Annotated in this window: 7 protein-coding genes; all 7 read left to right on the top strand. The window is 64.3% G+C overall.

Features of this window, described 5'->3' with window-relative positions; translation table 11 throughout:
- Positions 1 to 8: 8 nt before the first annotated feature.
- Genes BUA36_RS05380 through BUA36_RS05350 form a run of 7 tightly spaced genes read left to right on the top strand, consistent with a single transcriptional unit; the run spans position 9 to position 24,357 of the window.
- Positions 9 to 1,646 carry a class I adenylate-forming enzyme family protein gene (locus BUA36_RS05380; protein WP_167544254.1) on the top strand — a complete coding sequence of 546 codons (1,638 nt, stop codon included), beginning with the start codon at positions 9 to 11 and terminating at the stop codon, positions 1,644 to 1,646.
- Between the two features lie 38 nt (positions 1,647 to 1,684).
- Positions 1,685 to 2,149: an OsmC family protein gene (locus BUA36_RS05375; protein WP_072782046.1), complete on the top strand. Its 465-nt coding sequence runs from the start codon at positions 1,685 to 1,687 to the stop codon at positions 2,147 to 2,149.
- A gap of 8 nt (positions 2,150 to 2,157) precedes the next feature.
- Positions 2,158 to 6,330: a beta-ketoacyl synthase N-terminal-like domain-containing protein gene (locus BUA36_RS05370; protein ID WP_072782044.1), complete on the top strand. Its 4,173-nt coding sequence runs from the start codon at positions 2,158 to 2,160 to the stop codon at positions 6,328 to 6,330.
- A complete protein-coding gene (locus BUA36_RS05365) occupies positions 6,320 to 15,115 on the top strand; it encodes a non-ribosomal peptide synthetase (RefSeq protein WP_072782042.1) in 8,796 nt (2,931 codons plus the stop codon). Before BUA36_RS05370 ends, BUA36_RS05365 begins: the two co-directional genes overlap by 11 nt.
- A 60-nt stretch (positions 15,116 to 15,175) precedes the next feature.
- Positions 15,176 to 21,397 carry an alpha/beta fold hydrolase gene (locus BUA36_RS05360; RefSeq protein ID WP_072782040.1) on the top strand — a complete coding sequence of 2,074 codons (6,222 nt, stop codon included), beginning with the start codon at positions 15,176 to 15,178 and terminating at the stop codon, positions 21,395 to 21,397.
- On the top strand, positions 21,390 to 23,030 hold the full coding sequence (locus tag BUA36_RS05355; RefSeq protein ID WP_072782039.1) for a 4-hydroxyphenylacetate 3-hydroxylase N-terminal domain-containing protein: 1,641 nt from the start codon (positions 21,390 to 21,392) through the stop codon (positions 23,028 to 23,030). Before BUA36_RS05360 ends, BUA36_RS05355 begins: the two co-directional genes overlap by 8 nt.
- Positions 23,020 to 24,357 carry an MATE family efflux transporter gene (locus BUA36_RS05350; protein WP_072782038.1) on the top strand — a complete coding sequence of 446 codons (1,338 nt, stop codon included), beginning with the start codon at positions 23,020 to 23,022 and terminating at the stop codon, positions 24,355 to 24,357. The genes BUA36_RS05355 and BUA36_RS05350 overlap by 11 nt, the downstream gene beginning before the upstream one ends.
- The last annotated feature ends 17 nt before the right edge of the window (positions 24,358 to 24,374 follow it).

Below are 24,374 nucleotides of genomic sequence, written 5' to 3'. Positions count from 1 at the left end.
AGATGGACGTGACTCAGCAAGCTCCTTTGCTCAACGCCCAGCAACGCTACTGGCTCAAGTTGAACCCCAGCCTGGGCGCCGGTAATTTCCTGCATGTGGCTGCGGGCCTGAATCCCGACAATGAGCAGCCGCTGCTCTGGTCGGACCAGCCTTACTACCTGATGGGCGAAGCGTGCCACGCGCCGTTGTCGCTGCGTGCACTGAAGCAGGCGACCGACACGCTGGCCGCCTGGTACGCCGCGCAGGGTATTACGGCCAAAGATCCGGTCGCCGTCTACGGCAGCAATGGCATTCACTATCTGCTGCACTACATGGCGCTGACCGCGCTGGGTGCGATCCCCGTGCTCACCAATGGCAATATGCAGACCGCCATCGCGCTGCAGCACTTCACGCGCGTGGGCGCGGTGGCCGTGGTGGCGGACCACGCGCAGTTCGAGGCGCTGCAAGCACTGGTGCAGGCGGACGACTTCCGCTTCATGGTGGACATGGCGCAGATCCGCGCGCAGGGGGAAGCAGCGCTACCGGCTGGCTACCCGTATCGCCACGATCATCTCGATCCGGTCATGATTACGCACAGCTCCGGCACCACCGGCATCCCCAAGCCGGTGCTGCTCCAGCATGGCAAATGGTTCCACGGCATCCGCCACCTGCTTGGCCTGCCGCCGGCACAGGGCGCGGAGCGTTATCTCTCCAGCCTTCCCGTGTCGCACAACGCGGCAATTGCGTACAGCATGCACGCCATCCTGTGCGGCGCCGCGCTCATGATCGTGTCGCGGCCCGAAGGCGATGCCGTACTGGGATGTATTGAAGAATTTGCGCCATCCACGGTGGTGTCCTTCCCATCGACCTATGTCGGCATGGTGGCCAGTGGACTCGAAGGCCGCAAGCTGGACTCCGTCAACAACTGGATCAACAGTGGCGACGCCGCGCACGAAGCGCATATCCGCCAGCTGGTGAAGCACGGCTATCACTATCGCGGCCAGCAAAAACTGCCAGGTTCGCAGTTCATCGATGGTCTGGGCTCGTCCGAGATGGGACATTCCAGCTTCCGCGTGGTCTACACCGCCGGCGACCAGAACTTCGACCGCTGCGTGGGCCTGCCGCAGGAATGGGTGGAAGCCCGCGTGCTGGCCGACGATGGCAGCGAGATGCCGGTCGGCCAGGTCGGCAAGCTGGGGATCAAATCACCCAGCGTCACCAGCGGCTACTGGAACGACTCGCTGCTGACCCACCGCAGCCAGCTGGCCGGCTACTGGCTGACCGGGGACCTGGTCTATCAGGACAACATGGGCTGCTTCTATCATGTTGACCGTATCACCGATGCCATCCGCACCTCGCAGGGCGTGCTGTATAGCCTGCAGACCGAGGAGCTGATTCTTAAAAATCAGCGCGATGTGCTGGATTGCACCGTGCTGGGCGTCACTGCCGCCGATGGTGTGCAGGATGCGGTGGTGTGGGTCTATCCCCAAGCCGGTGCGCAAGTCGATGCAGATCAACTGCTGGAGCGCATCAATGCCGACCAGATGGCGAAACAGCGTCCGGCATTGGCGCGCGTGGTCATGGCGGGCGAGGGCGATATTCCGGTCGGCGTCACGGGCAAGGTCATGAAGAACGCGTTGCGGCAGCAACTGGCGCAAGCCGCGTAATCAACCATTCAGTCAACTACACAGAAACGGACATCAACATGGCAGCAGAACACGCGTTTGTATGCGAAGGTAAATGGAACGGTACCCTGATGGAAGGCGAAGGCCGCCTGCACGCGGGCGCCATCGAACAGCAAATCAGCGTTCCGGCGGAACTGGGCGGCAAGGGCCGTGGAACGAATCCCGAAGAACTGCTGGTCGCCGCCGCCAACTCCTGCTATCTCATGACGCTGGCCGCGATCCTGCAACTGGAAGGTGTGGCGTATGAAGAACTGCGCAACAGCAGCCGTGGCATCTTCGCCAGCACCCCGACTGGGCCTGTGCTGACCGCGATCGAGCACCAGCCGGTGGTGTATCTGACCGCCGCAGGCCGCGCACTGTTTGGCGGCGCCGTGCAGGGCTGCTTCCTGCAGGCGGAGCGTGGCTGCATGGTGTCCAAGGCCTTGGCCGACAACGTCACGGTCAGCGCCCAGGGCCGTGTCGACGTCATGCTGGCACAGGCTTGAGGTAAGCCATGGTCAAGCTACTGAACTGGTTGGCGCAGGCGGCATCGCCGCGGCGCACCGCCCCCGAGGCAGCGCCGGCAGCACCAGCCGCATTCAGCGGCACGACCACTGTGAGCGAAGTGGCCGGTCCACGCCATGCGTTCCCGTTTGAACAGCGCCTGGAGCGCCTGTTCTTCGATCGCAGCACGGCGTGGAGCGACCGCATCGCGGCGTTTGATGAACCAGTCGCTGGCACGCCACGCCAGCTGCGGTATGGCGAATTGCGCCAGCGCGCATTGGTGCTGGCCGCGCATTTGCGGCAGATGGGCGTGCAGCCAGGCCAGGTCGTGGGCGTATATCTGGAGCGCTGCGCCGATCTGCAGGCTGCCATCATGGGGATATGGGCGCTGGGCGCGGTGTACCTGCCGCTGGACCGCACCTTCCCGCAAGCTTATCTGCAGACGCTGTGCGACATCGCGCGGCCGGTCGCGATGCTGACCACCAGCACTGGCGGGTTCGCTGCCGGCCAGCTTCCCCAACTGGCGCTGGATACGCTGGATTACAGCAGCGGCGCCATCGCAATCGAGGCGCTGCCCGTCATGCCGGCCAGCGCGCCGGCGCTGATCATGTTCACCTCCGGCTCGACCGGCCAGCCCAAAGGCGTGCGCCACAGCCAGCTGCAACTGATCAACCGCCTGTACTGGATGTGGCAGGAATATCCGTTCCGCAGCGGCGATGTGATCGGCCAGCGTTCGCCGATCAACGTGATGCCGTCGATGTGGGAACTGCTGGGCGGGCTGCTGGCCGGCGTGCCGACCGCCATCGCACCGGAAAGTACAGTCCGCGAACCGGGCGCGTTGTTTGGCTGGCTCGGTGCTCGTGAGGTCAGCCACCTGACATTGAACCCGCAACTGATCCAGCTGCTGCTGGACCTGCGCCAGAACGGCGCCCCGCATCCGCAACGCCTGCGGCGCGTGATTAATGGCGGGCCGTTGAGCGCTGCGGTACAACAGCGCTTTCTGCTGGCGTTCCCGCAGACGGAACTCCTGCACGATTTTGGCTGCACCGAAACCAACACCTATTTGCACGATGCGGTAGACCATCCCGGTGCGGCTGTCGTGACCGTGCAGGGCGGCTATCGCCCCATCGCCAATACCACCGTGCGGCTGCTGGACGCGCAGATGCAGCCCGTCGCGCGCGGCGCCGAAGGCGAAGTCTATCTGTCCGGCCCTTGCCTGGCGATGGACTACCTGGGCCAGCCAACACTCACCGCAGAACGCTTTTTGCCAGGAACCGTTGCCGGCTTGCCGGCCGCAGAACGCCTGTTCCGCACGGGCGAGATGGCGCGCATGGCAACCGATGGCACGTTGCGCATGACAGGCCGTTACGATCACCAGGTCAAGATCAACGGCCTGCGCGTGGAACTGGAGCATGTGGAACTGGTGCTCAGCGAACATCCGGCCATTGCGGAAGTGGCGGTGGTGGCGCAGCAGCTGTCGGAACTGCACATACGATTGCTGGCGTTCTGGGTCGCACGCCCCGGCATGGACGCTGACGTCCAGCCGCTGCGCGCCTTTGTCGCCTCGCGCCTGCCTGCACACATGGTCCCGGGCAGTTACACCGAATTGTCCGCGTTGCCGCGCCGCCCGAATGGCAAGATCGACCGCGTCGTCCTGCAGCAGACGCAAGGCGACGTGCCGGCCATGCTGAAATCTGCGGCCAGTGTGCCGCAGGCTACCGAGCCTGTGCTGATCACGGTGGCCGCTGAACTGCTCGGCGTCGCACCTGAAGACATCGACCCGCAACGCGAGTTCGATAGTCTGGGCCTGGATTCGGGCATGCTGATGAGTTTTGCTACCAGCGCTTCGCTGATGACGGGACTCGACGTACAGGTAGCGCGCTGTTTCGACTATCCCAGCATCGCCTTGCTGGCCCGCCATCTGGATCAAACGGGCGCTCCTGCGCCTGCCGCTTCCGAGAGCGCCGCCAGCACCACCGTCAACGCGCAGGATGGCATTGCGATTATCGGCATCAGCCTGCGCGTGCCTGGCGCGCACGACTACCGCAGCTTCTGGAACAATCTGAAGCAGGGTATTGAAAGCGTCGGTCCCGTGCCCGCCGAGCGCTGGGACGGCGAAGCGTATTACGACGCCGATATGTCCGTCCCGGGACGTTCCAATAGCAAGTGGGGCGGCTTCCTGTCCGACATCGACCAGTTCGAGCCGCTGTTCTTCAACCTGGCGCCAAAAGAAGCGGCGCTGATGGACCCGCAGCAGCGTCTGTGCCTGATGGAGTCCTGGCGCGCGCTGGAAGATGCCGGCTACGCGCCCGACAGCCTGCACCAGCAGCAGGTGGGCGTCTTTGTCGGCGCGCGTGAGCCGGACTACGCGGGCCTCGGCGCTCGTCAGGGACAGCCATCGAGCGCAGCGACGCTGCTGGGTAGCGATATGTCGCTGATCGCCGCGCGCATTTCCTACTTCCTCAACCTGAATGGTCCAAGCCTGGTGGTCGATACCGCCTGTTCCTCCTCGATGACAGCCTTGCATCTGGCCTGCCAAAGCCTGCGCAGCGGCGAGTCGGACATGGTGCTGGCAGGCGGCGTTTGTCTGACGCTGGACCCGGAGTTCTACGTCGCCAGCAGCAAACTGGGCATCTTCTCGCCGACCGGCCATTGCCGCGCGTTTGATGCGGCAGCCGATGGCTTCGTGCATGGCGAAGGCGTGGCGTTCACCGTCCTCAAACCACTGCAGGCGGCGCTGCGCGATGGCGACCATGTCTACGCCGTCATCCGTGGCACGGCCCTGAACCAGGACGGCCGTTCCAACGGCATCACCGCACCTAACGGCCTCGCGCAAACCAGCCTGCAAACCGGCTTGTACCGCAGACTGGGCATCGACGCCGGCAGCATCGGCTATGTCGAGGCACACGGCACCGGCACGGCGCTGGGCGACGTGGTTGAGCTGCAGGCGTTGACACGCAGCTTCCAGGCCGACACCACGCAGACTGGTTTCTGCGCCATCGGTTCGGTCAAACCCAACATCGGCCATCTGACCACCGCTGCCGGCATGGCGGGGTTGGTCAAGACCGCACTGTGCCTGCATCACGCGACGCTGGTCCCGTCGATCAACTACCAGACGCCCAATCCAAAAATCGACTTCGATCGCACGCCGTTCTACGTCAACACCGAGGTGCGGCCGTGGGCAGCCGGCACGGATGGCGTACGCCGCGCGGTGATTAATTCGTTCGGCATCGGCGGCACCAATGGCCACTGCGTGCTGGAACAGGCGCCGGCCATGGCTGCGCTCACCGAAACGTCGCGCTGCTATCTGGTGCCGCTCACCGCCCGCACGGAGGCGGCCCTGGGCGACAAGCTGCGCGATTTGCAGCAGTGGCTGCACCAAGGCGGCAGTCAGGCTTCGGCAAGCGCAGTCGCCTACACCCTGAGCTGCGGGCGTAGCCATTTCGACCACGGCGTGCTGCTGGCGTTCCACGACCTGGCCGAGTTGAAGTCCTTGCTGGAAAACGCCAATGCGAACGGCCGCTGGACGCTAAAGCGCCAACCGCCCGTATCCACCACGCTGCGCGAGCAGGGAAACGCGCTATGGCATCAGCTGTCAGCGGGCGCCCGCCGTAGTGACCTGGATACGCTTGCGGCGCTGATCGTGCAGGGCTACTGGCCAGACTGGGCATCCTGGTTCACGCCGCAGCAACGCCACCGCGTCGCGCTACCCGCTTATCCGTTCCAGACAGAACGCTGCTGGCTTGCTGCGCCAGTGGCGCCACGCCTGGCTGTGGCGATACCCGTCGCCCCGGCCGTCCTGCCGGCAGCCGTTCAGGCGATCCAGCCGATGCCTGATATCGCACTACCGTTGGCCGCAGTGCGCGCCATTCTCGGTGCGGAATTGGGGATGGCAGCAGACGACATCGATCCCGACGCTTCGCTGTCCGACTACGGCATGGAGTCCGTCAAAGCCATCAACCTGCGTTTCCAGATCGAAGCCCAGCTTGGCGTTGACCTGGAGGTGCAGGACATCGTCGGTGCAGACAGCGCAGCGAGCCTCGCGCGACTGGTGCAGCAGGCCAGCGCTATCACCGCCGTGGACGACGAAGCGCCGCTGGACGACGTCTCCGAAGAGCAGCTTATCGCTCTGTTCAACCAACTCTCGACCAACCCGGATCGGTCCTACTCTCATGCAAATTGACGATTTCAAGAACCTGACGCTGGCCGACAAGAAGCGCGTACTGGCGCAGATGCAGGCGCAAGCGGCAGAGCAGCGTCACCCAACGCTGGTGCGCGACGACCGTGCGGCAGATCAGCCATTCCCGCTGACCGACCTGCAAGGCGCTTATCTGGCAGCCAAATCCAATCCGGTGCGCCTGGACCGGGCAGGTTGCCACGTCTATCTGGAATTTGACGTTGCCGGTCTTGACACGGCGCGCCTGGAACGGGCTTGGCATGCGGTGGCGGCTGCCCATCCGATGATCCGCGCCGAAGTGATGAGCAACGGGAGCCAGCGGATACACCGCAGCCGCGCCTTGCCGGCATTTGTCTGCGAAGACCATACCAGCGAAGCTGCGGCGGAGCAGGGCGCGCAACGCGTGCGTCAGCAGCTGTCGCACAAGCTGTATCGTGCCGGCGACTGGCCTCTGTACGAAATCCGCATCACGCGCGGCCCGCAAGCCAATAGCCGCGTGCATGTCAGCATGGACTCCTGGATTGTGGACGCCAAAAGTGCAGACCTGATCTACCGCGAGTGGCGCGCTGCCTACGACCAGCCCGAATTGCGGCCCGAAGCGCCCGCGCTCGAATTCCGCGACTTCGTGCACAGCATGGAAGCATTCAAAACCAGCGCAGGCTACGCACGCTGCCTGAATTACTGGCAGGAGCGTCTGCGCGATTGCCCTGACGGCCCGGCACTGCCTTACACCGCCGCCATGCGGCAAGGTCCGGCGCAGGAAAACAACCGTCAACGCCTGTCGTGGCGTTTGCCCGCACCCGCGTACGCGGCATTGCAATCCGCACTGACGGACCGCAAGCTGTCCTCCACCGCTGGCGTGCTGACGTTGTTCTGCGAAGCCCTGCGCGGCTGGAGCGAACAGGCGCGCTTTGGTCTGATACTGACGATGCAGAACCGGCCGCCTATCCATGCCGATCTGGCGCGTGTCGTCGGCCCATTTACGTCCACCGCACTGTTTGACGCAGATGTCGCACCCGGCCAAAGCGTAGCCGAACGCGCCCAGTCATACAGCCAGCAGCTGCTGGCCGCGATGAATCACGGCTATGTCAGCGCCATGGCCGCCTTACGCAGCCTGGGGCCTGACCGTCCCGCGCGCAGCTTCCCCATCGTCTTTACCAGTTTGCTGGGTGCGGCGCAGTCATCGCAAGAACCCAGCTGGAGCCAGTCCGTCGGTTATGGCGTGGCGCAGACCCCGGATACCGCCTTGCATTGCCAGTTGCGCGACATCGACGGCGAACTCGAAGTCACCTTCGACTGCGTGCCATCATGGTTTGCAGACGGCTTCCTGGAACAGTTCCGCAACGGCTTTGACGCCTTGCTGCGCCGTGCCGGTAGCGATACGGCATGCTGGGAATCCGCCAGCGCCACATTGATCGCTGCACCGCAATTGCCGTCGCCCACAGTATCGGCGGCCGTACAGCACAGCGTACCGATGACCACCCTGCAGCGGGGCTACCTGGCCGAGCGCATGCGCCAGCCTGGCAGCGCAGCTGGCTACATCACGCGCAGCTTCGCCTTCGAACGTCTGGACGTGGACGCCATGCAAACCGCCCTGGCGGGACTGCTAAAGGACCACCCGATGCTGTCGGCGGTTGCCGGACAACGGGGCAGCTTCGAATGCGCTGATGCGGTCGCGAGCTATCGCATTCCCGTCACCCCGCTGGGCAACGAAGCGCCAGATCTGGCCGCACAACACGCACAACTGCTGCGTGAGTGCTACGCCGAACGCCAGTGGCCCGCGTTACGCCTGCACATGATGACGCGTGCGGACGGTAGTGGCTACCTGTCCACGGTATTGGACATGATGGCGTTCGACGGCCATTCCTCGTGGCTGTTCTACGACGAATTGTTCCGGCGTTATTCGGGACAGGGCGGTCGTCCGGAGTCGCCACTGTGGAAACCATGGCTGGTGGCGCGCGGCAGCCATACCGATTTGCCGGTGCAGTCGCAATACTGGCGCCAGCGTTTCAGTGCGCTGGCGGCTGGTCCGGTGCTGCCGGCGGCGGACGGCAGTGGCACCGAACGCTGGTCGCATACGATTCAAAACAGTGCGGCGCTGGAGCAGCTGGCGGACCAACACCGCGTCAGTGTGGAAGCACTGCTGCTGGCGGCCATGGCCTCGGTGCTGTCATTTGATCGCGCTCCGATGGCGATTGGCGTGGTGGATTATGGCCTGCGCTATCCGGAATCGACCTACGGTTTTGGCGACGCCACCCGTTTCGCCTGGGCCGAAACCGCGCAACCGCAACACCAGAACGTGCTGGAACTCGCGCGGCAGCTGGAAGCACAATTGCAGCACGACCGTTTCCACGCATTGGCCGATCCATTTGCGGGCTTGCGCAGCGTGCTGGCCGAGGGCGGCGAACTGCGTCAACGCAGCGCCGTGCTAACCAACTGCCTGGATGCCCCTCAGCCGCATTGGCCTGGCATTACCGTGCTGGATGCCGCATCCGATACGCCCGGCGTGGATCTGGACAATCTGGTCCATCGTTCCCCACAAGGTATCGTGCTGTGCTGGACAGTGCGCCGCAGCTGCGACCTGACGCGCCTGTCCGCCAGCTTCGCCGCCTATTGCGCCGCGCTGGATCAACTGACGATAAACGCCGATGCGTTGCAAGCAGCGGTCGCCATGCCGCTCGACAAAGCGGCACAGGGCCGTATCGCACAACTGGCACAATGGAATGCGACGGACCGCGACTATGACCGCCAGGTTTGTGTCCACACCCTGATCGAACGCCAGGCTCAGGCCACGCCGTATGCCGTCGCACTGGTCGGCGACGACCAGGTGCTGACCTATCAAGAACTGGATCGCCGCGCCAATCGTCTGGCTAACTACCTTCAGCAGCAAGGCGTACGCAATGGTGATCTCGTCGCCGTGATGCAATCGCGCTCGCATGAGCTGATCGCAACCCTGCTGGCGATTCTCAAATGCGGCGCAGCCTTTATTCCGCTGAACGTGGAAGATCCGCAGCAGCGCCTGGAACGCGTGCTGGATCAGGCGCAGGCCCGCTTTGTCGTCTCAACGTGTGCCCATTACGGCCGCTTCACCGATAACCGCCGCCGCGTCCTGCTGATCGATGCCGACAGCGCCACCATCGAACAACTGTCGGCCAGCTTTACCCCGGCCCAGCCGGTGCAGGCGGAAGACCGTGCCTACATCATCTTCACCAGTGGCAGCACAGGCACGCCCAAAGGCGTGGTGGTACGCCATCGTCCGGTGATTAACCTGATTGAATGGGCTGCACGCGAATTCGGCTTTAATCCATCTGACCGTGTCCTGTTTGTCAATCCGCTCAGTTTTGACCTGGCGATCTTCGACCTGTTCGGCATGCTGGCTTACGGCGCCAGCATCCGCATCGTCAACGATGCGGACCGCACCAATGCGCTGGCCGTCGCCCAATATCTGCGCGATGAGCCGATCACGTTCTGGAATTCGGCGCCAGCTTACCTGCAAATGGTGCTGCCGTTCCTCAAAGCGAACGCCAACGGCAGCGCGGTCCTGCCGCGCTTGCGCATCGTTTTCCTCAGCGGTGACTGGATTCCGCTGGCGATGCCCGATGCAACGCGCGCACTCGCGCCGCAAGCCCAGATCATCAGCCTGGGCGGCGCCACCGAGGCGACCGTCTGGTCGAATTTCTATCCCGTCGGCGCGCTGGACCCGGCCTGGCGCAGCATCCCTTACGGCCGTCCGATCCAGAATTCCCGTTATTATGTGCTGGATGAACAACTGGCGCCGCTGCCGGTGGGCGAGGCAGGTGACTTGTACATCGGCGGCGAATGTCTCAGTGATGGCTACATCAACGAGCAGGAACTGACTGCGCGTGCCTTCATTCCCGATCCGCTGCATGAAAAAGCGGGCATGCTGATGTATCGCACCGGTGACCGCGCGCGCTTCTTCGCCGATGGGAATATCGAATTCCTGGGCCGGATCGACCAACAGGTCAAGCTGCGTGGCTACCGCGTTGAACTGGGCGAAGTGGAAGCCGCACTGGAAGGCTGCGGCCTGGTACGAGCAGTAGCGGTGGTCCGCAACGACGCGGGCGGTCAGCGCCTGGTCGGTTTTGCCTCCGCCAGCGACAAAGTGGCGGCCGGCGAATTGCGTGATGAGGGCATGTGGCAGCAGCTGAAAGCGCGTCTGCCTGCTTACATGGTGCCGTCGCAGATCATCGTACTGCCAGCGCTGCCGATTACGCCAAACGGCAAGGTAGACCGCAAACGCCTGGGCCAGGATACGTTCGACAGCCTGACCGCCGGCGCTGTCAGTGCGGCGGAAGAGGTGTCGGCCGCCCCCGCATCAGCGGCTGCGCCACAAGACCCGCGCCAACTGGAAGAAAAGCTGGCACAGTGGCTGTGCGCCGGTGTGGTCGAAGTATTCGGTGCAGAGCTGGGCAGTGTATCGCTGGACGACAATCTGGGCTACCTTGGATTCAATTCGCTCCACTACACGCTGCTGGCCGCAAAACTGGCCAACGAGCTTCAGGTCGCGCTGAATCCCGCGCTGTTCTTCCGCTACACCAGCGTCGCCGAGATTCTGGAATATCTGCTGCGTGAGCATGCAGCCCAACTGACGCAGGCCCTGATGCCGGCCGTCGTGGAAGTCATCGCGCCAGCCCCGGTCAGCATCGCACAGGAACCCAAAACCGCAGAACGCGCTGCCGTCGGCGCCATTGCCATCATCGGCATGGCCGGCGTGATGCCGCAGGCCGCGGACCTGCAAGCTTTCTGGTCCAATCTGCAGGACGCGCGTGATTGCAGCACCGTGATCCCGGCAGACCGCTGGGATTGGCGCGCGGTTCACGGCGATCCTCACGGGCCAGGCAACTACACCAATGTCCACCGCGCCGCCTTCATGGACGATGTGGCCTCGTTCGACGCCAGCTTCTTCTCCATCGCCCCGCGTGAAGCGGAACTGATGGACCCGCGCCAGCGCATGCTGCTGGAAGCGGTATGGGCTTGCCTGGAAAATGGCGGCCAACGCCCGGGCGCACTGCGCGGCAGCCAGACCGGCCTGTTTATCGGCGCCACCGGCGACGAATACGCCACGCTGTCCTTGCAACCGGGCCGCGAGATCGACCGTTTCACGCTCTCCGGCGTTTCGCGCACCATCCTGTCCAATCGCATCAGCTATCTGTTTGACTGGCACGGTCCGAGCGAGGTGGTTGACACCGCGTGCTCCAGCTCACTGGTCGCCGTGCACAACGCGGTGCGCGCGCTGCAGAACGGCGACTGCTCGCTGGCGATTGCAGGTGGCGTCAACATCATGATCGACCCTGTTCCGCATGTCTGCCTGAGCAAAATCGGCATGCTGGCAGCTGACGGCCGCTGCAAAACTTTCGACGCCCGTGCGGATGGTTATGCCCGTGGCGAGGGTATCGGTCTGGTTCTGCTCAAGCCACTGGAAGACGCCATCCGCGACGGCGATCCGATACACGCGGTGCTGCGCGGTACGGCCGTCAACCATGGCGGCCGCGCCAGCGCATTGAGCGCGCCAAATCCGGCGGCGCAGGTACAGGTCATCAGCAACGCGATCCGCGCTGCCGGCATCGATAGCGGCCAGCTCGGTTACATGGAAGCCCACGGTACCGGCACCGCGCTGGGCGATCCTATCGAGGTTGAGGCGCTCAAAGAGACTTTTGCCACGCTGCGCCAGCAGGCCGGCCTGGCGCCGGTAACGGCGGGTAGTGTGGCGCTGTCATCGGTCAAGCCCAATGTCGGCCACCTGGAAGCCGCCGCTGGGATAGCGGGCATGCTCAAAGCCGTCATGTGTGTCAAGCATGGCGTGCTGCCTGCGACGCTGCACCTGGAACAGCTCAATCCCAATATCGAGCTGGAAGGCAGCCCGTTCTACATCGTACGCCAGACGGCAGACTGGAAACGGGTGATGGACGCCAGCGGCACGCCAGTGCGCCGCGCGGCCGGCATCAGCTCCTTTGGTTTCGGCGGCGTCAATGCCCACGTCATCATCGAGGAATACCAGCCAGCCGCACCGGCCATCGCCGAAGACAACACGCTGTGGCCAGTGCCCTTGTCCGCGCAAACCGAGGCCCAGCTGCGCGACATGGCGCTGGACCTGGCAGCGTATATCGATCGATCGACTCCAGGCTCGTTGCGTCTGTGCGATGTCGCCTACACCTTGCAGACGGCACGCGACAGCATGCAGGAGCGCCTGCTGCTGGCTGTCTCGTCGCTCGACCAGCTGTCTGCATTGCTGCGCACCTTTGTGAACGGGGCGCCATTGCCTGCTAATGTATGGCGCGGCATGGCCAAAACCGCACCGATGCGGCCAGCCAAAGCAGGCAGCGCGCGCACCGCGCCACCACGTGCGTTTATCGCCAATGACGACATCGAAATCAAAGCGCTGCTCAACGAAGCGGGCCAGCTCTGGAACCAGCACGGCGCAGCTGCCTGGCCCTGGGCCGGCACGGCACCACAGGACGCGCGCCGTATCGCCTTGCCGGGTTATCGATTCGCGCGTACCCACTACTGGTTGCCAGCCATGAGCAGCAGTGCCGCTCCGGTAGCGCAAGCAGCGATCGTCCCGTCCATGAAGGCCGACGGCGTGATCGCGCTGGCGGCTGATGCTGCGGTATTGCGCCAGCACGACATCGGTGGCCAGGGCGTGCTGCCTGCGGCGGCTTATCTGGCGATACTGCGTCAAACTGCACTGGCCACCGCAAATACCACCGACTGGATAGGCTTCGGCGACATCGTGTGGATGCAGCCTTACACCGCGACTGGCGGCGGCAGGCTGAAACTGGAATGGAATACCACCGCCCAGAACCGCATCCGCTGCATTCTGGTCAGCGAGCAGCCAGACCAGCGTATCGAACACTGTAACGCCGAACTGCTGGCGCCAGCGTCGCGCCCTGCGGAGGCCGCACCGCTACACAGCGGCGAGGGCATGCAGCAACTCCCACAGGATGGCTGCTACCGCTTGTTTGAGCAGGGCGGCATGCGTCTCGGTCCGCTGTATCGCACTGTGCGTCATCTGGCCTGGAACGACAGCAGCGCCGTGGCCCAACTAGGCTGCGTAGCGGGCGCGGATGCCGACGCGCGCTGGATGCTGACGCTGGACGGCGCGCTGCAAGCGATGGCGCTGCACCAGCAACTGCTGCGTCCTGGCAGCCCACCTAGCGTGCCTTTCCACATCCGCCGGCTGTATTTGGCGGCAGACTGCCCGCAGCAATCCGTGGTGCACTTGCAGATTTCCGCCACCAGCGCCCGGCTGCCTAAATATGAGGCGCAACTGCTGGACACGGAGGGCAGGGCGATTGGACGCATCGAAGCTTGTGCGGGCAAGGCTATCAATATCGCTGCCGCGCAGCCGATCCAGCCTGCCCACCACTACGTGCCGCACTGGCAGGTTGTTCCTGCTGGCGCGGCGGCTGCTGTATCACAGGTCCTGCTGCTGTCCGATAGCCCGCTGCATCCGGCTGCGCTGCCTGTCGGCTGGTCGTCGGCGCAGCGTCAAAACGGCATCCAGTCAAGCGACGAAAGCGCATGGAGCGCGCTGCTGACCACCGCAGGCACTCCGCCCGCAGTCATTCTGCTCGATTACCGCAACTGGAGCAGCAACGGCGATGGTGCCGGCGGCATCGCACCATCGGCAAATGGAGAACCACTGTACCAGGCCTTCGACGAAGCATTCGCGCTGGCCCGCGCCGCGATGCGCAGCCGCCTGCGCCAGCCATTGACGGTCATCGCCATCACCGGTCCGCAATCCGGCCCACATTCGGCGGCGGTGCAGGCGCTGGGTTCCTTCGGCCGCGCAGTAAGCAGCGAATCTCCCAAAATCCGCTTCTGCGCCGTCGAGCTGCACGAAGCCACAAACTATATGGCCGATAAGGCGGCGATGGCAGCCATGGTGTCCCAGATCCAGGCACGTTCCGCAGGCGCCAATCGCCCGGTCAACTACCGCTACGACGCCCGCAACAGTCAGTTGTCCGCCGCCAGCCTGCAGCCGGTAGCCATCCCCTCCGCCGGCCGGGCCGCGCTGCCGGAAGGTAGCGTGGTGCTGGTCAGCGGCGGTGCAGGTGGTATCGGTCGGCTGGTCGCCAGCTTCCTGCTGGCACGCGGCTGCCGTGTCGCGCTGCTGGGCCGTACAGCGGAAAACGAGGCACGTCAGCAAATGCGCACAGGTGGACTGCCAGATCATGCGAACTGCCGCTATCTGCAAGCCGACGTGGCCGACGCCACCCAGGTGGCGCAAGCCGTGGCGCAGGTTCGGACGGAGTGGGGACCAATCCGCGCGGTGTTCCATGCAGCCGGCTCCCGCGCCGACGGTTTGCTGTTGCGTAAAGACGCAGCGGGCAAGCGTGCGGCACTGGAAGCCAAAGTGAGCGGCGCACTGGTACTGGATCACGCCACCCGCAATGAGCCGCTGGATTACTTCGTCTGTTTCTCGTCACTGGCCGCCTACATGGGACCTGTCGGCCAGACCGACTACGCCTATGCGAACGCTTTCCTCAACAGTTTCAGCCAGGCGCGCAACCAGCAGATGCGGGAAGGACGGCGCAGTGGACTGAGCTACGCGGTTGGCTGGCCATTGTGGCGCGACGGCGGCATGCGTATGGACGACAAGGAACGCGAGTACATCCTCCAGCTGCACGGCATGGAAGAACTGGCCACGGATGCAGCGATGCAGTGCCTGTTCGGCATCCTGGGCGGCACGCACGACAACATCGCGCTGGCCGTCGGCGACAAAGACAAGATCGATCGCGCCCTTCTGGGCAACCCGGCGGACGCCTGAGGCGACGCTTTCATAGAACACCCTGCAGCAGCAGGCATTTTTGATGATCAAGGAGATGGTATGGCAATCGGTGATGCAGGCTTAAACGCCTCGTGGCAGCGGCAGGTGGAGGCCATAGTGCGGCAGGCCATCGCGCTGGAAACCAAGCTGGATGAGCGAACGCTCAGCAACGATACGTCGTTTGAGGAATATGGGATTGAGTCGGTGATGGTGGTCGCCATCACGCGCCGCCTGGAGGAAACCTTCGGCGAGCTGGCCAAGACGCTGTTCTTTGAATTCCAGAGCATAGGCGAACTGGCTGCGTATCTGGCGGAAGAATATCCGCAAGCCGCCACCGCCACGCCTGCGGCAGTCCCCGCACCGGCAGCGACCACACCGGCGGTGGCGCCAGTCGCCGTGAGCGTGGCCGAACCAGTCGTCCATGCCGCGCCGGCATACATCCCACCTGTGATGCCCGCACCGGCGCCGCAAGCCGCCTCCAGCTCCATGCATCGCAGCGACGACATCGCCATCATCGGCATGAGTGGCCGTTTCCCCATGGCCGACACCATGGAGCAGTTCTGGGAAAACCTGACCAATGGCCGCAACTGCATCTCCGAAGTGCCACCGGAGCTGTGGGACTGGCGCGAGATCTGGACCACCGAAAAAGGCGTGGAAGGCAAGTCTTACACGCGCTGGGGCGGTTTCATGAACGATATCGACAAATTCGATCCGCTGTTCTTCAACATCTCCAACCTGGAGGCAAACTCGCTTGATCCGCAAGAACGCCTGTTCCTGCAAACGGTCTACCACACCATCGAAGATGCCGGCTACGCCCGCGAACATCTGTCCGGCCGCAAAATCGGCGTATATGCAGGCGCCATGTGGGGCCAGTACCAGCTGTATGGCGTGGAGACCGCGAACGCCGGCTCCTCGTACAGCTCCATCGCCAATCGCGTTTCCTACTACTTCAACTTCACCGGCCCAAGCATCGGCCTCGATACCATGTGCTCGTCGTCGCTGACCACCGTGCACCTGGCCTGCGAAAGCCTGAAACGTGGTGAAACCGAACTGGCCATCGCCGGTGGCGTCAACATCACCACCCACCCGAACAAATACCTGTTCCTCAGTAAAACCGGCTTCGCCTCGACCGAAGGCCTTTGCCGCAGCTATGGTGACGGTGGCGACGGCTATGTGCCGGGCGACGGCGTCGGCGCGCTGCTGCTCAAGCCATTGGCCGCCGCCGAACGCGATGGCGACCGTATTTACGGCGTGATCCGCGGCAGCGCGATCAACCACGGCGGCAAGGCCAACGCCTACACCGTACCGAATCCGAAACTGCAAGCGACGCTGATCCGCGATGCCCTGCAGGCAGCGAACGTCGATCCGCGCACCATCAGCTATATCGAAGGCCACGGCACGGGCACCGCGCTTGGCGACCCGATCGAGGTACGCGCGCTGACGCAAGCCTTCACTGACCACACCACCGATACCGGCTATTGCGCCTTGGGCTCGGTCAAATCGAACATCGGCCACCTGGAATCGGCCGCTGGCTTTGCCGGCATCGCCAAGGTGCTGCTGCAAATGCGTCACCGCCAGTTGGTGCCGTCGATTCATGCCGACACGCTGAACCCGAATATCGATTTCAGCAAAACGCCGTTTGTGGTGCAGCGCACGCTGTCGCCATGGAATCCGCCGGTCATGCGCGAAAATGGCCGCGACATCCGCGTGCCACGTCGTGCCGGCATCAGCTCCTTCGGTGCGGGCGGCGCCAACGCGCACGTTATCATCGAAGAGTACACCGGCAGCACCGCCACCGCAGTGCGCCAGCCGGAAGCGCGCCAGCTGTTCGTTTTCTCCGCCAAGAACCATGAGCAACTGCACGCAGTGGTGCGCCAGTTCCTCGCTTCGCTGACGCCATCGGCCACGCTGGAAGCCAGTGCCGCTCAGGATGCGGGCGAAGTCCTGGGCAGCATCGCCAACGTGCTCGGTATTTCCGCTCAACTGCTGGACGCGGCCGACCGCTGGTCCGACCTGGCGCTGGATGACAGCGTGGCCGAAGCGCTGGCCCGCCAGCTGAATCAGGGTTACGGCTGCGCGTTGAACGCCACGCAGGTGCGCGAAGCCGCCAGTTTCGGCCAATTGAGTACGCAAGTCTTCGGCGGCGCATCGCTGTCCGCCTCCGGCAACGATGCTGAACGCTTCGAACGCATCGCCTACACGCTGCAAGTCGGCCGTGAGGCGTTGCCGCGCCGCCTGGCGCTGGAAGCGGAGAACTTCGCAGAGCTGCGCGACAAGCTGGGGCGCTTCCTTGGCGGCGACGATGGCATCGATGCTTGCTGGACCAGCCCACGCTCGCAACGCGACCGCGTGCAGGCTGATGGCGAACACGATGCTGAATTCCTGCGCTCCATGGTGGAAGGCCGCCGCTGGAACAAGCTGGGACGCCTGTGGTGCCAGGGCGCCAACGTGCCATGGATGGAGGGCTATCGCGGCCTGGGCATCCGCCGCATCGACCTGCCACTGTATCCGTTTGCCAGGGAACGTTGCTGGGTGCAGACCGCTGCGCAGCCTGTCGCTCCGGCCACGGCCGCTGCGCCTGCAGGTCTGGCCGCTTACCTGAACCCGCAGCGCAGCATCGGTGGCAGCCTGCATTTCGATCTGCCGGCTGCCACCGGCAGCGCCATGACCATATTGGGACAGGCCGCCGACTACTTCCAGGGTGTACACAGCCTGGCCGCAGTGCGCTGGCGCCATGGCGCTGCCGATGATGCGGCAGCCGCGCGCAGCCTTGATATCGGCGCTGGTTCGCCATGGCCGCTGGTGCGCCTGACGGATGCCGAGCAGGCACTGGCCGGCAGCGCCGAGTTGCGTCCGGCCGATGGTGGCAATCAGCCAGTGTCGGCGCCGACCGATGTCGCCGGCTGGCATTCGCGTTGCGACCACGCTTTGATGCCGATGAACTGGCCAGCCGGGCAGGCGGGTAATTGCGCGCTGACCGAAGTCGGATGCGGCGATGGCTTCGCACTGGCGCACTACCGTTTGAGCGGCGCGAGCGGCAAGCCGTGGGCAAGCGCCGCAGCGTTGCTGGATGCGGCAATCGCCGCGGCCGGCGCCGCTGGCATGGTGCAGGACTACGTCGCTGGCGTTGAGTGCCGCGCTGATCGTCTGGCGTTGATCGGCGAGCCTGGTGCAGAAGGTTATCTGTTCATCCGTGCCGGCCAGGCCGGCAGCCTGTCGGTCGATATGCTGGACCGCGAAGGCCGCATCACTGTCAGCGCCCAGGGTGCTGGCATCGATCAGAGCGATCCGCTGTTTGAACGCATGTTCTATCAGCCGCGATGGGTAGACGCCAGCGCGACCGAACTGGCGCCGGCCGCACCAGTTAGCAGCGGCGCCACGCTGCTGGTTTACCCTGCGGCTGCCGCGTTTGTGGCCAGCGCGCTCAAAGAACGCATCAAAGGCCAGGTGCATGAAATTGTCCTGGCGGCGAAAACTGAGGTACTGTCCGAGCGTGCCTGGAGCGTGTCGCCAGACGACGAAATGGCGATCCCCGCCTGCATGCAGCACGTGGGACAGGTGGGCACCGTCTACTTCCTCGGCGGCCTGAATATCGACCAGTGGCATCCGCGTACGTCCAAGGAATTCCGCGCACTGCAAAATGGCTGCGTCAACGTGCTGCTGCGCGTAGTGCAGGCGATTGAATCCGCCAATACGGCCCGTCAGCGCTGGGCATTGCGTGCGGTGACCAATGCGATATTCAACGCAGTAGACGGCGACATCATCCAGCCGTTCACCGCTGGCGTAGCGGGCCTGGCCAAGGCACTGCCTAACGAACTGCCGCATGTCTCCAGCCAGCTGTTCGATCTGGCACTGCCGGAAGGCAGCCAGGAACTCACGCCGGCGCTGCTGGCGGACCTGGACCGCGTCGTCACCGGCGTCGCTGATGGCGTCCAGCTGGCCCTGCGCGCTGGCCGTGCACTGCGCCGCACCTTGCTGCCGGCCGTATTGCCACCCGCAGCTGCGCCACAGCTGAAAAACGATGGCGTCTACCTGATCGTCGGTGGCGCCGGCAACGTGGGCGTGCGTATCAGCCAGTATCTGGCCAGTCACTGCGATGCCAATATCGCCTGGATTGGCCGCCGCGCTGCCGATGAAGACATCGCAGCCAAGCTGGCTAGCATCGATAGCGGCGGCGCACGCGTGCGTTACTACGCCGCCGATGTCAGCGACGACAAGAAGCTGGCGAAGGCCATCGCGCAGGTGGAAAGCGAATTGGGCGCGCTGCGTGGCGTATTCCACTCCGCGATGACGTTCGCCGGTGGCCGTCTGGCGACACTGACTGAAGAAGACTTCAACAACGCGCTGCAAGCCAAGACGGCGGGCTCGCATGCCCTGTACCGGGCATTGCGTGGCAAGGTTGTGGACTTCCTGATGTTCTTCTCGTCAGGCGAATCGTTTGTCGGCAACAAGGGCTGGGGCGCCTACACGGTCGCCTGCAACTTCCAGGACGCCTTTGCGCTGCATCTGCGCCAGGAAACCGAGTGGCCGGTGCATGTGATTAACTGGGGCTTCTGGGAAGGGAATGACCGGGGCGATCCCGAACTGCTGCGCGCCAAAGGCATCTTCCCGCTGAACGCGGAGCAGGGTGGTGAGGCGATCATGCGTCTGGTCGCTTCGGGCCAGGGCCAGGTCATGGCGCTGAATGTCAGCGACGCGGTACTGCAACGCATGGGCGTGCAGCTGCCGGAGCGCCAGGAGAAAACCGATATGGCGGCGTTTGCCGTTACCGCTGCCACGACGGCGGCGGCGCCAACGCCGGTGCGCCAGGCAGCCGAACAGGCCAGCCAGGTCATCGGCCAGATCGCCCAGCAAAGCAAGGTTGGCCATGTCCAGGCGGCGCTGACCGAGGAAGCCGTGGCCCATAGCGTACGCGCCATCGTCGCCGACACGCTGATGATCGAGCGTGAGAAGATCGACCTGGACGCCGATCTGGCGGACTTCGGCGTGGACTCGCTGATCGTCGTGAACCTACACCGGGCGCTGGAAGAACTGGCCGGTACGTTGCCAGCCACGCTGTTCCTGAACTACCAGTCGGTACGCGAGGTGGCGCAATTCCTGATCGCTAACCACGTCGAACAGGCAGTGCGTCTGCTGGGCGGCGGCGTGGCTGCAGGTGAGGGTGCGGAAGCCACGGTGGCAAGCGCACCGGCCAATACATCAGCCAATACAGCGGTCGACGCCACGGCTGCAATCACCACGAAGCCAGCAGCTTCCACCACAGACTACGCCGGCGCCAAGCTGCTGCGCCGCATACCTGGCAACGAGATCGAGCAGTTCCTGTTTGGGTACGGCGACCAATACCGCGATGGCCAGCTTGCCGTCACGGGCGAGGCGCCAGGCAGCGCCCAGAACGCGTCTCCGGACGATTTGCAGCACTGGCTGATTGACGTGCCATCCTGCCCGCAGGTCGAAGTGTTCGTCACCGGCCAGGGCGCGCCGCTGCTGTTCATGCCGGCCGTCGCGCTGACGGTGCCGGTATGGCTGCAGCAGATCCTGTCGCTACGCTCGCAGTACCGCCTGATCGTGATTCACGCGCCGGGCTATGGCTTGAGCAAAGGCATCCGCGCCGCCAACACGGCCGGCGTCTCGCAGGTATTCTCCGAGGTGCTGAGCGTGGTACAGCCTGACCAGCCGGTGCATCTGGTGTCGTCCTGCTTCGGTTCTATCGCGGCGTCCCACCTGGCGCGCTTCCATGCCGATCAAGTGGCCTCACTGACCATGGTGGGCGGCTTCTATGACGGCGCCGACTTGCCGCCAGTGGCGGGCGCCGACCTGTCCATCGACGAAATCATGCAGATGATTCAGGTGGTTTCCGGTTCGCTCAAGCAGGACTTCGACACCGTCGCCGCACAGTGGGACGAAAGCGATCCGCGCCGCCAGGTCACGGAACGCATGGGCGGCCTGCTGATCGGCAGCCAGTGCGCCAACCCGCTGGTGGCCATGCGCTACCTGAACGAGATGATGACGCTGTCCACGCTGGACTGGGTGGGTGAACTGCGCCAGCCGGTGCAATTCCTGTTTGGCGACCTCGATACCGTGATCCGCCCGGTGCACTCGCAGACCATGCATGCTCACCTGGCGGGTTCGGACCTGGTTGAAATCAGCGGTTCCGGCCACTACCCTTTCCTGACCCACAGCGCTGAATTCGACCGCCTGCTGACCGCATTCCTGCACCGCATCGGCGCTGGCGCGGCAGCCATTTCCGATACGCCGACTGTTGAAGGGGGCACCCATGCGTAATCATTCAAATCCATTCACCTCGCTGGACTATCAGCTGGAAATGCGGCTGGACCATGCCCACGGCGCGCTGACCGGCCAGGCCTATCTGGACAGCCTGGACGACAACCGTGAAGTCTGGCTGGATGGCCAGCGTGTCCGCGTGACCGAGCATCAGGCTTACGCCGGCTTGCGTAACGAGATGGCGCGCCTGTACGATCTGCAGCACAGCGACGCGCTGCGCGAGCAGATGACGGTCGCCGTGCCGGATGCCAGCTACCGTATCAGCCACTCATACACGCTGCCGCAGGACGACGCCCAGCTGGACGCCAAATGGGCCAACTCCCATCTGTGGATGCAGAACAGCTGGGGCCAACTGCCGCGCGTGCCGGACTTCATGGCCAATGTGGTAGTGGGCCTGCACGACTATCAGGCCGAACTGGCGAAAGTCGATCCGCAGTTTGGCGCCAACGCGGCGCACTACCATGCGTACTGCGCCCGGCATGACCTGAGCATCACGCATGCCATTGGCGATCCGCAGATCGACCGTTCGTCCGGGCCGGCCGAAAGTGCCGACCTGGCGCTACGCGTCATCAAGGAGACACCGGAAGGTGTGGTGATCCGCGGCGCCAAGCAGCTGGCTACCATGTCGCCGTTTGCGCACGAGGTGCTGATTTATATGTCGCCGACCTTCGCCATGCGCGAGCGTCCCGAATTCGTCATCTGGTGCGCCTTGCCGATGCAGGCGCCAGGCCTGCGCATCATGTGCCGGGAGGCGCTGGCGCGGCCGGAAAACAGCTTCTCCCATCCGTTCGCCAGCCGCTACGACGAGCAGGACGCAATGCTGTTCTTCGACGACGTGTTCGTGCCGCGCAACCGCATCTTCCTGCTGCGCGACAGCAAAACCGCATTCGAGGGCTTCCGTCGCCTCAACGCCTGGTCGCTGTACGTGGGCCAGATCCGCTTCTACCACCGCATGCGGACCACGCTGGCGGTAGCGGCCATGGTCAGCGATTCGATAGGCGTCAGCAGCTTCCGCGAAGTGCAGGGCAAGCTGGGCGAGCTGACCACCTATGTCGAAATGGCCCGCCTGGCGCTGCTCGGCATGCAGCAGGAGCGTAGCCGCACCGCAGGCGGCCTGCTGGCGCCGGGTTCGACGCTGGGGCCGGACACCTTTGCAGCGCAATTCGGCACCCGCGCCAGCGAGATCCTGCGCGAACTGGGCGCCTCCGGCCTGCTGATGCAACCCAGTGAAGCCGACCTGGCGACACCCGAACTGCGCCCGCTGCTGGAGCGCTACATGCGCGGCAAGGACATCGATGTCGACCGGAAATCGCGCCTGTTCCGCATGGCGTGGGACCTGACCTGCGACAGCTACGGCATGCGCCAGGAACTGTATGAACGCTGGAACCGCGGCGACCTGGCGCGCAACCGCATCGCGCTATTCAACCAGTTCGACCGCAGCGAGATCGGCCAGCGCATCCTCGACGAGATTTCGGTGCCAGCACCATTACCGGCCGGCCGCGAGCTGCACGCCGCGCCGATCCAGCTGGACCGGCCGCTGCGCGCCGCCGCCAACGACATCGCGCCCGCGCTCGCAGCGCATATGAATCCCCCATTATCACCAGCCATTGAAGGAAACCAGCATGAGCAATAAGCCGCAGTCCTCCCAGCAGCAGATGCCGCCCGTGTGGGCCATCGTCATCCCGGTGTTTATCGAACTGCTGCTGACGTTTTCGATCTTCTTCTCCGATTCCTACTTCCTGAGCCGCCTGTCGGACCAGGCGGCGGCCAGCGTCGGCACCGTCATCCCGATCTTCATGGTCTTCGTGCTGGTGTTCATGATGATGGCGCAGGGCGCCAGCAACGTCGCCGGCCAGTTCATCGGCGCCGGCAAACCGGAGGAAGTGTCGCGCGTCTACTGCGCGGCCATCGTCATCAACCTGCTGCTGGGCGCCGTGACGGCATTGGTGGTGGGTCAGACCGCACCGCAAATCGCCGCCGGCCTGGGTCTGGAAGGCGCGGAACTGCTGGATGCGGCCAACTTCCTGCACTACATCGCTCCGGCCATGCTGCTCATCAGCGTCAAATACGGCCTGGCCTGCGTGTTTGTCTCGCAGGGCAAAACCATCTGGAATATGTTCGGCGGCCTGCTGGCCATCATCGCCAATATCGGCCTGAATCTGCTGTTCCAGCAGCGCGGCATGGGCATCTACGGCGTGGCGCTGGCCACCATCCTGGCGCAGGCGCTGGTGATCGTGTTCTATCTGGCAGTTATCGTCAGCAGCGGCCTGGCGCGCTATCGCTGGTCCGCCTTCTTGAGCGCACCGGCCGTGCCGCTGCGTACTGTGCTGCGTATCGGCGTACCGTCCGTGGTGCAACCGGTGTCGTCAGAACTGGCCATGCTGGTGATTGCCGCCGCTGCCGTGCGTCTGGGCACGGAGGCGATGGCGGCCCGCGTGTACGTGATGAACCTGGCCACGCTGGCCATCTGCTGGGCGGCGGCGGTTTCGATCGGCAACCAGGTACTGGTGGCGATACTGGCGGGCGCAGGCCAGCCGCAGGCGGCCGACGCCACGCTGCGCAAGAACCTGCGCATTGCCATCGCGGGTAGCCTGATTATCGCGGCCGCGCTGCGCGCTTTCGGTCCACAGCTGATCGGCGTTTTCACGACCGATCCCAAAGTCATCGAGATCAGTCTGGGCCTGTTGACCATTGGCCTGGTGCTGGAAGCGGCGCGCTCGTTCGGCACCCTGACCAGCTTCGCATTGAAGGCGGCCGGCGACGCCAACTTCCCGGCGCTGGTGGGCGTGGGCACCACCTGGCTGGTGGCCGTGCCGCTGGCGCTGTACCTGTGCCTGGCCACGTCGGCCGGCATGGCAGGCTTGTGGATAGGTCTGGCGGTGGATGAAGGCCTGCGTGGCACGATCAACTACCTGCGCTGGAATTCCGGCATCTGGCAGGGGCGCTCGGTAACTGCGTGATCGCCCAGCCTCAAAAT

It is taken from the genome of Duganella sacchari, from assembly GCF_900143065.1.
In the GTDB taxonomy this organism is placed as follows: domain Bacteria; phylum Pseudomonadota; class Gammaproteobacteria; order Burkholderiales; family Burkholderiaceae_D; genus Rugamonas; species Rugamonas sacchari.
The sequence above is the reverse complement of the archived record's forward strand: the minus strand, read 5'-3'. Positions and strand labels throughout refer to the sequence as shown.

Bases quoted from the DNA above. Each gene is read 5' to 3' on its own strand.
- BUA36_RS05355 (WP_072782039.1), top strand. From the start codon at position 21,390: ATGCGTAATCATTCAAATCCATTCACCTCGCTGGACTATCAGCTGGAA.
- BUA36_RS05360 (WP_072782040.1), top strand. From the start codon at position 15,176: ATGGCAATCGGTGATGCAGGCTTAAACGCCTCGTGGCAGCGGCAGGTG.
- BUA36_RS05350 (WP_072782038.1), top strand. From the start codon at position 23,020: ATGAGCAATAAGCCGCAGTCCTCCCAGCAGCAGATGCCGCCCGTGTGG.
- BUA36_RS05375 (WP_072782046.1), top strand. From the start codon at position 1,685: ATGGCAGCAGAACACGCGTTTGTATGCGAAGGTAAATGGAACGGTACC.
- BUA36_RS05365 (WP_072782042.1), top strand. From the start codon at position 6,320: ATGCAAATTGACGATTTCAAGAACCTGACGCTGGCCGACAAGAAGCGC.
- BUA36_RS05370 (WP_072782044.1), top strand. From the start codon at position 2,158: ATGGTCAAGCTACTGAACTGGTTGGCGCAGGCGGCATCGCCGCGGCGC.